The organism is Mucilaginibacter endophyticus (assembly GCF_003351025.1).
GTDB lineage: Bacteria > Bacteroidota > Bacteroidia > Sphingobacteriales > Sphingobacteriaceae > Mucilaginibacter > Mucilaginibacter endophyticus.
Genome location: NZ_QPCG01000002.1, coordinates 1,300,813 through 1,312,609 on the forward strand (window position 1 = coordinate 1,300,813; position 11,797 = coordinate 1,312,609).

At 40.7% G+C, this 11,797-nt stretch carries 12 protein-coding genes; 2 read left to right on the top strand and 10 right to left on the bottom strand.

Annotated features, from left to right (window positions below):
- Positions 1-130: 130 nt before the first annotated feature.
- On the bottom strand, positions 131-2,113 hold the full coding sequence (locus DUL71_RS12840; protein ID WP_154402375.1) for a phosphatidylinositol-specific phospholipase C domain-containing protein: 1,983 nt from the start codon (positions 2,111-2,113) through the stop codon (positions 131-133).
- A 113-nt stretch (positions 2,114-2,226) separates the two neighbouring features.
- On the opposite strand from DUL71_RS12840, the gene DUL71_RS12845 reads away from it, so the two are divergent.
- Positions 2,227-3,669, top strand: a complete 1,443-nt coding sequence (locus DUL71_RS12845; protein ID WP_154402376.1) for a hypothetical protein — start codon at positions 2,227-2,229, stop codon at positions 3,667-3,669.
- Positions 3,670-3,678: 9 nt separating this feature from the next.
- On the opposite strand, the gene DUL71_RS12850 is transcribed toward DUL71_RS12845, so the two are convergent.
- The 6 genes from DUL71_RS12850 to DUL71_RS12875 form a co-directional block, all read right to left on the bottom strand.
- On the bottom strand, positions 3,679-4,257 hold the full coding sequence (locus DUL71_RS12850) for a TMEM175 family protein (RefSeq protein WP_114938422.1): 579 nt from the start codon (positions 4,255-4,257) through the stop codon (positions 3,679-3,681).
- Positions 4,258-4,272: 15 nt separating this feature from the next.
- Complete coding sequence (locus DUL71_RS12855) at positions 4,273-5,481, bottom strand: glycoside hydrolase family 88 protein (protein ID WP_114938423.1); 1,209 nt, start codon at positions 5,479-5,481, stop codon at positions 4,273-4,275.
- 205 nt (positions 5,482-5,686) lie between these two features.
- Positions 5,687-6,592 carry a hypothetical protein gene (locus tag DUL71_RS12860; RefSeq protein ID WP_114938424.1) on the bottom strand — a complete coding sequence of 302 codons (906 nt, stop codon included), beginning with the start codon at positions 6,590-6,592 and terminating at the stop codon, positions 5,687-5,689.
- 394 nt (positions 6,593-6,986) lie between these two features.
- A complete protein-coding gene (locus DUL71_RS12865) occupies positions 6,987-7,823 on the bottom strand; it encodes an alpha/beta fold hydrolase (protein WP_161964427.1) in 837 nt (278 codons plus the stop codon).
- 7 nt (positions 7,824-7,830) lie between these two features.
- Positions 7,831-8,478, bottom strand: a complete 648-nt coding sequence (locus tag DUL71_RS12870) for a LamG-like jellyroll fold domain-containing protein (protein ID WP_154402377.1) — start codon at positions 8,476-8,478, stop codon at positions 7,831-7,833.
- 16 nt (positions 8,479-8,494) lie between these two features.
- The gene (locus tag DUL71_RS12875; RefSeq protein ID WP_114938427.1) at positions 8,495-9,145 is read right to left on the bottom strand and encodes a hypothetical protein; all 651 of its coding nucleotides are present in this window, start codon (positions 9,143-9,145) and stop codon (positions 8,495-8,497) included.
- A gap of 134 nt (positions 9,146-9,279) precedes the next feature.
- On the opposite strand from DUL71_RS12875, the gene DUL71_RS12880 reads away from it, so the two are divergent.
- Complete coding sequence (locus DUL71_RS12880) at positions 9,280-10,566, top strand: hypothetical protein (protein WP_114938428.1); 1,287 nt, start codon at positions 9,280-9,282, stop codon at positions 10,564-10,566.
- 30 nt (positions 10,567-10,596) lie between these two features.
- On the opposite strand, the gene DUL71_RS12885 is transcribed toward DUL71_RS12880, so the two are convergent.
- The 3 genes from DUL71_RS12885 to DUL71_RS12895 all read right to left on the bottom strand — a co-directional run bounded on the left by DUL71_RS12885 (position 10,597) and on the right by DUL71_RS12895 (position 11,792).
- Positions 10,597-11,058, bottom strand: a complete 462-nt coding sequence (locus tag DUL71_RS12885) for a PIN domain-containing protein (RefSeq protein WP_114938429.1) — start codon at positions 11,056-11,058, stop codon at positions 10,597-10,599.
- Entirely contained in the window at positions 11,051-11,269 is a 219-nt protein-coding gene (locus DUL71_RS12890; RefSeq protein WP_114938430.1) for a UPF0175 family protein, read from the bottom strand. The genes DUL71_RS12885 and DUL71_RS12890 overlap by 8 nt, the downstream gene beginning before the upstream one ends.
- Before the next feature lie 76 nt (positions 11,270-11,345).
- Entirely contained in the window at positions 11,346-11,792 is a 447-nt protein-coding gene (locus DUL71_RS12895) for a hypothetical protein (protein WP_114938431.1), read from the bottom strand.
- Positions 11,793-11,797 lie beyond the last annotated feature (5 nt).

The window sequence follows — 11,797 nt, forward strand, 5'->3', positions numbered from 1 at the left end:
CGTGATACGGTATAAACCAAGCGGGGCGGATATAAATATGCAGGATGTTTATACCTGGATCAGCGTGTTTTTTATAGGACGAGGTAATTTAATTAAATTATTTGAATTATGGTTTTCAACATCATACCCGCTAATTATAAAGCGGGGTACTGTTAAGCTCGATGCAATAATCTGTAATCCAGGGACCCGCCACATCTACATAAAGAATATTAGGTTTATTAGCTTTATTAATGGTTCCGCTATCTATCCATCCGTTAAGTTTAGCTGGCAGGTATTTATTGCCTGATTGAGCAAGATCAATAATGCTCTGATTTTTTTTTACAACATTGGTCAACAGCATTATGCCGTTTACAACTGGGTTTACCTTTTCATCCTCAAAATCATTACAGACCAGGGCTGCCTCATCGCTGCTCTGCGTTAGCTGCCAGTCCAATCGTACCAGGTCGTTTTTATTAATGCCATCCTTCATCGAGGTAAAAAACGACTCTTCCCTTGCAAGCAGCTTATCTATCTGGTTGGTGGCTGCGTAAGCACGTAGGAAATTCAGAAAGGTTTTAGATTTATCGGCCATTGAGTTCGAATCGATCATCTTTTCGCGATTGGCATATTGTTCGAAAGTAATGATCACTTTACCGGCCAGCTCATTCAGTTTAATATCACCTATATTTTTTCCCTGATTATTATAGATCTTATGCTTTCCAAGAACGCTCAAAATGGTATCAGCCACATGATCAGCAGAGGCTTCCCTGGTGCAAAAATGGCTGAAGGTTATTATTATAAACTCCTTTTTATGCCTGTTAAGGAACGACTTAACGGAATCAAGAATATCTTTAAACTGTTCGCCGTATCCTCCTCCCATGGCCTCGGCCATACAATCGGACGAGCTATGCTTGGCATAAATAGCATTTTTATATGTCCCCATCCTCAAATCAAACATCCTGATTCCTGCATTGAGCTGCTTTCCTATATTCAACTTTTGAGTAAGCGTGTTGCAGGGATTGATAGAACCGGCGTGAATACCACCAGTGCCATTCAATGCTGACATGCCCGCGTCATGCGCACCCGGAATAACAATATCTTTTAAAGTCAGATTGCCTTTTGCCGGGAACAGGGTATCTTCCATCCAGTTGGCCGGGTTGTAGCTGGTAAAATAACTGAGATAAAGTTTTTGATCCTCTCCAACAAAAGCCATGATAAACTTTTTGCTATCAACATTACATATTGATACCGGGTATGGGGTTTTAAAATAATCAGGGAGTTTAAAGCCGTTCACAGGCCTGTTTTGTTCATGCTCTGAGGCATAATAAATGAGATTATCCTTTTTATACCCCTTCCACATGTAAAACAAACGTGTGGTATTAAAGGCATGGTAAACTGCCGGGGCCACTTTCGTTTTTGATTTCTCTACAGCGGTTCTATCAGTCCAGGTTTTGTTTACCGGATTATAATCGGTGTAAAACATGCCATCATCATTGGTATAACAAATTCGGGCACGATTGTCGGACAGCGTTACAATAAACGGATAATCAAGACTTCGCTTACCTGGAATGGTTTCCAAAACAGCCGGCTTAAACACCCCGTTTTCGTCTTGGTCAAGCAAGGCAACTACCATGTCATTTTTATTATCGGCATGCGACGCGATCATCACTTTGCCACCGATCACTGTAGCTGTAATCCCCAACTTTAGCTTGGGCGCCTCACCAAAGCTTACCTTATTGATGGTTTGTGTATTGAAAGTAGTGTCGCTGTTATTGATGATATATTTTAAGGCACCGTCGGTACCTATCCAAAAAGCGTAAATATGTTTGTCTGTTGTTCTGAGTACGGGAGCAAAAGCACTAACCTCCGCCCCTGCCGTGGCATCATGCTGAGAAAACTTAGTATCATATTGTTTGCCCAGGTAACAAACATGGATAATACCTGTAGCACCAGCCTCTTTCCAGGTAACAAAGTATCGCCCGTTGAAATTGGTAATATCAACCGCCTTATCTGTACTTGCTCCAGGCAAAAAGTTTACGGGCACGCTAAGACTTAAATTCTGAGCATTGACCGAACTCAAACTCACAAGGATCAGCATGCACAGGCATAAAAGTACATTTAGGAAAAGTTTCATAAAGCATAGGTTCAAGTTAAATACGAACAGGATTTTCATCTAAAATGAAAATTTATATACTGACTATTAACAACTTGAGTGAATTTATAATATTTTTATATAAAAACGAACCTATGACAAAAATCCTTACCACTTTTCTGTGCGTTTTCCTGTTTATTGAAGCCGTTAAAGCACAGGATGCCAATTATTGGTCGTCAAGTTATAATCCCGGTGGTTTTTTAACTCCCGGCGCGGTGATAGCTTTTAATCGCGATAGCGGGGTTATGTTTCTGAACCCGGCATTGTTAGCTTACAGCACAAAAAGTACAGCCTCCATCAACGCATCTATTTATCAATACGGGCGTATCAATATAAAAAACGGCGCGGGTACAGGGCTTGATCTTAAGTCGACATCAACCAACATTATTCCTCAAATGATATCGGCAACCGTCTCACTAAAAGGGAGCCATCCTTTTACCATCGGATACGCGCTTACCCACAACCCGGTAATGACCTACCGGGTTAACCAGCAACGTGATGCCACACTCAATGTACTTGACGACTCTTACAGCCCCGGGAACGAATATTTTTTAGGCCAATACAAAAACGTAAATACCATTAATGAAACTTCCGGAATTATAAGCGGAGGCTTTAAGGCGTCGGACCATTTTGCAATGGGACTTACTATTGAAGGCCAGATCAGGAAGCAGGACTTTGATTACAACACAAGCGCAAGGGCTTTATATAACGTAGGCGATTTTGCGCTTCCAAAGTTTTCAAATGTGCAGGAATCATATACCGCAGGCTATTATAATGTTGGCATCAGGTTTAAAGCCGGATTGGCTTATGATAATGAAAGGCACCATTTGGGCTTAACCGTATCATCGCCGTTGCTCCATGTGGCTGGCAGCGGAAACATATTAAGCGACGACCAAACCAGCGATTTAATCATGCCTAAGGAAGCTGACACCGTAAATTTGCTTGCAAACTCCAGGCAGCGAAGCCTCAAGGTTAATTATAAACTACCGTTTAGTGTAGCGTTGGGCTATGCCATTGATTACAAAGGTGGTCAGTTTTATGTAGCTGCCGAGTATTTTGCCAACGTTGGCGAATACAATATCATAACCCCAAAAAATCAAAGCTTTATAAAAGGGGCTGATGGTGGCGACGATCTTCTTACGCCGGAGTTTTTAAAGTTCAAGGATGCCCGTAAATCGGTAACCAACTTTGGGATAGGTGCAAGTTATTTGTTAAAACCCGATTTAATGGGTTATTTATCCTTTCATACCGATTTTAACAATATAAGCAAAGCCCTTTACAGCATAGATGATTCAGGTTACAGATCAAATACCGGCAACTATAATATTTATCATTGCCAGGTGGGCACCAATGTTAAAAAACGCAAGTTTAACCTGCGTACAGGCCTCCTGTTATCATATGGCACAACCAGTAAATATTTGCAAAACGTAAATTTCGATAACCCTAATGAGGCAAATTATTTAGGCGGTTATACGGGATATACTAAAGCATCTCAATTTTCGGTAGGATTGATGTTGTCGTACATTCATAACCTGTAAATTATATTGCTATTCGAGCAGGCGTTCAAACCGTTTGTCGGGTATAAACCAGGTTCCGGCTACTAATACGTAGATTACCACGCTAATGGTAGGATTTACCCAGGTACATAAAATAGCAACCGCATATAATAAAACAGAAGCCTTCCCTTTAAAGTCAGTACCGAAAGCTTGTGCTATAAGTGAGTCTTCGCCGTGATGTTTGATGAGGGTAAGCGCTAAAATCCGGTAAGCTATACCATTCATGATCAATACCACACCGTAAAAAAACACAGGCCATTGGGTTAGGTGGTTCTCCCCCATCCAGGCTGTTACAAACGGAATTAATGAAAGCCAAAACAACAAATGTAAATTGGCCCATAATATTTTCCCGTTTACCGAGCGAACGGCCTGCATAGTATGGTGATGGTTGTTCCAGTAGATGCCTACATATACAAAGCTGAGAAGATAGCTTAAAAAAACAGGAATCAATGGCTTTAAAGCTGCTAAGCTTTCATCGTGCGGAACTTTCAGCTCTAAAACCATGATAGTAATAATGATGGCTATTACGCCATCACTAAATGCTTCTAATCTGCCTTTGCCTAATGCCATGAGCTAAATATAGCATTATTTGGCAAAAGCCTTATAACGCTGCATAGCTTCAACAAAGTAATAATCGGCATAGGTTAGGGGCACGTCAACTTCGGTACCTGCCGGGAAATGACCAACGCTATGTTTCAGAATAAAACCACCATTAGTATTCAAATCGGCTCTGTATGCCGGTGCAGATAAGTTTTTGATAATGGTTTGAGCAGTATTAAAATATTCCTGACCATCTTTTTTGTCAACGTAGCGGCAAAGTTCCAATAATGCGGAAGCCATAACCGAAGCAGCAGAGGCATCGCGCAATGCGTTAGGGATATTTGGCGCATTATAATCCCAGTAAGGGATTTTATCGGCAGGCAGGTTTGGATTGGTCAGGATAAAATGAGCAATATTTTTTGCCTCTTCAAGGTATTTTTTGTCTTTGGTTTCGCGGTACATAACGGTGTAGCCATATAAACCCCATGACTGCCCCCTTGCCCATGCCGACTCATTAGCAAAGCCCTGAGCCGTTTTCTTTTCTTTTACTGCACCGGTTTGTTCATCGTAATTAATTACGTGATAGGAACTAAAATCCGGGCGGAAGTGATTTTTCATAGTGGTATTGGCATGAGTAACCGCTATTTTGTAAAAGCTGGAATCGCCGGTTGCTTTTGTTGCGTAAAACAGCAGCTCCAGGTTCATCATATTATCAATGATCACCAAAAAATCATTAGCCTTTGAATTCCATGAGCGGATACAGCCCACAGTTGGGTTAAACCTGGTTGAAAGCGATTTAGCGCTGTTAATCAGGATTTGCTTGTACTCGGGTTTGGGCTCAAGGTGGTTTGCCGTGCCAAAGCTGCAATACATCATAAAGCCAAGATCATGCGTACCTTTATTGTATTGTTCTTTTTCGAGGCCTTTCAGGTTATTATTAGCCTCGGTTAAAAGCGCGGCATCCTTAGTTTGCTGGTAAATCTGTAATAATGAACCTGAGTAGAAACCGCTGCACCACCAACTGCTATTGCTTGTTTCAAACTTATCGGTAGTGGGATGATAAGTTTTCGGGAATTGTTCCGCACCAAACTGTTTAGCCATGTACTTATATTGTACATCGGCGTCGGCAAAGTTTTTCTTGATGGTTGCCAACACATCCTTCTGAGGTTTAAAACTATTTTGGGAAAAAGACGGAAGGCTCAGCGCTAATAAGCAAGCGGCAAGTGTTGATTTGTACAGGTGCTTAAATTTCATAGACTATAACTGGTTAATGTGCATATGCAGGGCACAATTCAGTTATAAAAGTGCAGATTTTACACGCACAAAAACAAGCAACATACGGGCATTTGCCCATATTTTTCTACTACATCGATGTAGTGAGGTGAATTTCTGACTCACAATAGTCCGAAAAAAGAAACGGTCATAAATTATAGAACGAAAACCAGAAGTTAAAGTGATTTTATTTTAGGAGTGCGCCAGAGTGAATTTTGTTCACACGTTTGGTAACGGATTCCAATTGACTTTTAAGCTGTTTTATTTGTTGTGTATTTTCCTTATTAATCAGGTCTTGCTGTTTTTCTTTTTTGTCCTTTTCAATTAAGTATAAGGTCAGTTCTTCCACTTTTTTTAACAAAAGCTTATTCATCTCCCCCAGGTCAATCCCTTCTTTAGCCACCTCATTTGCTGATGGCACGTCGGGAAGATGCTTGTTTTGATCAATGTAAGTTTTCACTTCTGTTAATGATGGCAATTGGTACGCTTTTTCAAAAACATAGTCGGACCACCCGCTTTGCATTTGAACAGTTACGGCTTCTGCTATGGCCTTCCCGCCAACAGCCAAAGCATATGTAGCCGCCTTTGTGTTGTTGGCAACATTAATAGCAAGTCGACCTGCTAACTCATTGGTGTATGTTGGTTGCTGAACCCGCATTGTACCTGCCGTAGTAATAACTTGCGGATCACCTAATGTTAGCGTAGGTCCATTACCGGTTACATAACGCAAAAATACACGAACCTGCTTCCATGGGTTTGGACAATTGGCTACCAGTATTGCCTGATTAGCTGATATGGATTTCAACTCAAGTGTAACATTAGGAGTAACAACATCCTGTTGTATCCCAAAAGTTGAGTTAGTAAAATTTACATATAATTTAAAATTTGCCACTAAAGGTTGTGTATATCCCCAATTACTGTTACAATCAACAATTTGGCCTACTATTGAAATACCGGTATAAAGAGCAACAGCGCTTGTATTTAATGTAGCAACAATTCGCTCGCCCGTTATATCTGTTCCGCTTTGATTCCATTCATATAATGTTGTTTGGGTTTGATTCGTTTGAGCGTAGGTAATGGTTATTACTGTCAAAAAAAAGGTAAATAAACGTTAAACAGCTTTTTTTCATAGATAAGGGATTAGGTTGATACTAAAAACGAAGAAGATTTTCTTTTATAAGCATGCTGCAGTGAACACAACAACACATTGATGCTTAGGGATTCAAACTGAAATACAAAGACTTTACAGATCGTCACGCAGATAAGGCGGTTTAATGGAAACTAATATATACCTATTTCTACGAATAACCTATCGCTTGATAAAAATGTAAGACAAATAAAAAACGGGGAAACTTATTCATCATATGTTAAAATTATGGTTTGACCTCGCCCCGAAATCATTTAAATAGCTTAATCAAAAACTTAATTTTTTCGGATACAGGTCAAACACATAACAAAATAAAATCCGGGGCCAAGAAAGCGAAGTCCTACTTCATCACAAAGCCAGTCACCATGGTTTCCATTAAAGCCGGTTGCCGGTAAAAAATGATATGATCAGAATTTGGGATGATAGCCAATTGTGCCGATGGCAGCAGTTTATAAATGTTTACAAAACTTTCAATAGGGTTATATCGGTCGCGGTCACCTGCGGCGACAAGTACTGGGCATTTAACGCTTTTAATTTGCTCGGGGGATACGGTAGTCTGATTGATCCAGGCATGCTTAAGCAGTTCAACAAAATCGCCCCAGCGTTCGGGTTCGGGCATGAGCTTTTTTCGCTCACGCACAAAATCGGGGATATCACGTTCAAGCGAAGCGCCCGACAAGCGTTTTAATTCGTCCATTTCACCGGGCCGATAGCTGCCCGGTGAAATGTTACCACCTGCAAATACGAGCTTCCTCACCAAATCAGGATGACGAATGGTAAGGTCAAGGGCTATCACCGCGCCATCGCTAAAACCAATAAGTGCAATACTATCCTTAGTCACCTGCCTGATCACCGAATAAGCATCATCCGACATCAACTGGTAAGTATAAGGCTGATGACCGATCTCCGATTTGGTATGCCCGCGCGTAGCGATAGCTATCACCATAAAGTTTTTACTTAATACCGGGATCAGGTTTTCATATTCGGAAATCTCACCATAAAGTCCACCATGTAGCAGTACCAGTGGCTTGCCCGTTCCGTAAGTTTCATAATAGATGCGGGTACCATCTTTAACTTTCACATAATTACCTGTAGCCGGATTATTGCCATACGGAACGCTTTGCCCTTTAACTATTGCCGGGATAATGAACAATAGTATCAGTAAAATCTTATTCATAAACATATTAATCAAAAGCTTTAACAACAAGATTTTTGTACGCTCCCAACGGACAGTTACCATGCCAGTAACCCACAGCGCCGCTTTTTAGTGATGGATCAAGCGCGGTATAAACCATAGCAGGTTTTGCAGCACCATCAATATAAACCTCCATTTTACTGCCCCGCACAACTACTTTTACGTGAAACCATTTATTTTGCGGAATTATAGCTTTAGCCTGGTACTTTGTCGCCTCATAATCCCACCAGTTAAATTCAGTCTTTTTTTCGGGCATATATTGGATAGCGTTGATAGTACCTGATGAGCCGGGTCTGAAGTAAACCGTTTCATAATGGTGTGCATCCCGGATTCGAAAGGCCAAGCCCACAAAACCTCCTTTGGGAATAGTGCAGGCTATATCCATTTCAATAATACCGTCTTTAAAATTTAAACCGGGCTTGTAGGCTAAACTGGCTGATTTGTAGTTCTGAATTTTCCGCTTGATAAGTAAGGCCTTTTGCCCGTCAAATGTGCCCAGTTCATAATCAAGTGTATCATTTTTTGGGATGATCCATTGTTTGGGGTTTACAACTGAAAGGTCATGTACCTGGTACTTTTGCTGTGCCTGTATTTTTACAGTGGCAAACAGCACTAACATTAAGATTAACTTTTTCATGATGGCTGGTTTATAATTATTGGTAGATAACAAGGTTGGCAAAATCGCCGGGAAGCCCTGACGACCACAGGCCGATAAGTCCGCTTTGCCGGTTATTCAGTTTTTTTACTTTAAGCGATGGCTGATCAGAATGATTAACATACACAGTAATATCATCGGCATTAATCACAATACGCGCGTGAAACCAGGCCGTAGCCTCCGGAAATGGGTTCACCGCGTTTTCATAAACAAGGGGATGCTCTTTGCGGAGTTTATCCCAGGGAAAATCAGGCTCACTGATGTATTGAACTGTATGTTTACGACGTAAGGTATCTGAAGTTTGAAAATTAAAGGGTCGGAAATAGATTACATCGTTGGTTGTGGTGTCCACACCGTGGAAGGCTATACCTAAAAAGCTTTGCTGAAAAACATCCCTCCCACGCAAATCAACATCAACAACACCGGTTTTAAAATCTACATTCTTAAGCCATAAAATACCATCGGTGGTTAGGCCTTGTTTACTGCCGTCGGTAACTTCTGTAACAGTTTGACGAGGATAAGCTTTTAGCAGCTTATTTTCCTTAAGCAGGCGGTTAATATCATATGTAACTTTTTTCTGCTGGCTGTAACAAAAACTGCAGCCAAGCGTCATGCTTAATAGGGCAATTAATAAAATCTTGTTGTTCATGGGTTTTGGTTTTAACTTTAGTCAAAACTTGCAAATTGCCTTTACAATAAAGCTCATGCGGCATTTCAAGTTAAGTTCAAGTTTGTTCAAAGCATTTTAAGGATCGTTTAAACCATATTATTACCTGTATATCAATGGAAAAGGAAAAACAATTGCTTTTGCTATGCCGGCAGCTTATTGAGCAAATGTTAAACTGGGGCGATAGCAATATTTGGGGCAATGACGACTTTGAGCAGCTGAGCCAACAAATTTTTGATAAAACCCGGGTTCAGCTTAGTGTATCAACTCTGAAACGGATCTGGGGCAAGGTGCGCTATGAAAGCTTCCCCAATGCTGCCACGCTGAATGCCCTTGCCGGTTTCCTTGATTATACCAGTTGGCGCGATTTCAGGCAACACTACCAGGTTAATGGCGTAGTTGAACAACCTGTAGAAACCATTAGCCATGAAATTCCAATTCCTCCGGCAATCCCCCCTTCAAAACCCCGTATGCGATATGTATGGTTTGGGAGCGCTGTATTGCTGGTGCTTGGCGCGTTATTTTTCATGAGCAGCAAGCGCAATAAACCTGTTGATCCGGCTTCAATTAAGTTTAGCAGTAAAAAAGTTTCTGACGATTTGCCAAACTCGGTGGTATTTAATTACGATGCTTCAGCATTCCATTCCGACAGTGTTTTTATTCAGCAATCGTGGGATCCCAACCGTCGCGAACAAGTTCCGGGAGATGGTAAACAGTTTACCTCCATTTATTATAATCCAGGCTATTTTATTGCCAAGCTCATTGTTGATGGATATGTAAAAAAAACAACATCGGTATTCATTAAAACCAAAGGCTGGAAAGGCATCCTTGATCATCAACCTATCCCCGTTTATCTATCTTCCGAAGAAATTAAAAGAGATGGATTTATGGGAATTGATGCCCAACTGATGCAGCAAAAATTAGGCACTCCTGTTTTTAACAACGCCTGGGTAAAGTTTGCCAACATCCGGGAATTTCCGGGCATCAATGCAGATAACTTTACGATGGATTGCACATTACGTAATACCTCAACACCAGGCCAGTCGGCCTGCGCCAAGGCCGATCTTACAATTTTGGGTAATGGTACCGCCATTGTAATCCCAATTGTAAATAAAGGCTGTATATCTGATATGGGTATTTTAACCGGCACAGCCTGGGTTAGCGGCAAAGACCATGACTTGAGTGCCTTTGGTACCGATATGTCGCAATTTCAGAACCTGCGCTGCACGGTAAAAGACCATTTCCTGAAGATCTACCTTAACGACAAGCAAATTTTTGAATTTAAACAAGCCAGCACCATGGGGCGCATTGTAGGTATCCGATTTGAATTTGAGGGGCCCGGCGAGGTTAAACAATATAAGCTGGAAACACCCGGAGGTGCTGTTTACGCGGAGCAGTTTTAATCTTAGTAATGCATTTGTAAAGGCTCTGCATTACTCATTTGCCTCAAAAAGAAGTTTATCAATAAGTACTTGAGATATTCGAAAATTAGTTTTCTGAATGAGGTCGAGATAAGGACGTATTAACGGAATCATGTTTTGTTGCTTAGCATAAAGCAACACTCCTACCGAACCTTTAACCGCAATGCCTCTTTGCTCGGCAAGCTTTCTGGCGGCTCTGTCATCGGTCAATAAGTAATCGCATTTTACTTCAGCAGCCAAAACAATTGCACTTGCCTCACCCGGATCAACAAGTTCTTCTATTTGATTTTGTAAATTGTGATTTTGAACTTGCTGAATAATTACCCAATCAGGCAATGTTTTACCATATTCATCTGCTATTTCAGGAGTTGTAATTATTTTATTAAACAAGGATGGAAGCAAATACAAGGCGTCAATTTTATCCAAAATAATAAAACAGCTTGTATCAGTGATAACAACAACACGCTCAATCACGCTTTAAATCGGCTTTTACACTTGGATCCAGATAATTAACGCCGAAATTGACCAGAATTTCTGCAAAGTCCCATTTTTTCATACTGCACATTTCAGCAGCCTGGGTTAAAGATAACTTTCCCGCTTCGTAAAGTTTAGCCGCAATAAGACGAACTGTTTCGTCATGTTCTTTTTCCAACGCTTCAGGAACTTGTAATATCATCGTTGTCATGATATAAAGATAAGTATTATTGAAACCAAATAAAGGATTTCATTAAACAAACCAGCTTCAGAAAACCTGCTGAAACTTAATTTACCGAATTATCCGCTACCTTAATATCATATCCCTGTACAAGCAAATCGCTTACACCTGTGGTGAAAGGCTTGATAAATTGCTCAATCTTAGCATAAGTTTCCTCTACTTCGGTATCATTCTGCGGATCAAAAACCAGTTCGTCCAGACTGCTGATAGGCTTATTATCACCATGATGTACATCAGCGATTAAAAATATGCCTTTAGCATCACTATTATGATCGGGATGATTGGGTTCTGTTTGGGCATTGATGGAAAACACTAACCCGTAATCATCGTCAGAGATATTTTTCAAAACAGTAATTTCCAGCACCAGGCAAAACGCGCCATTATCGCTGTAACATTGCTGCGTGTACTGGCATTTGATCAGGTCCTGAAAATCGTTTTCTGCCTTTAATCTTATTTGCTCGTATAAATCAAAAACTGCTTCAAATAAATCCATAATGA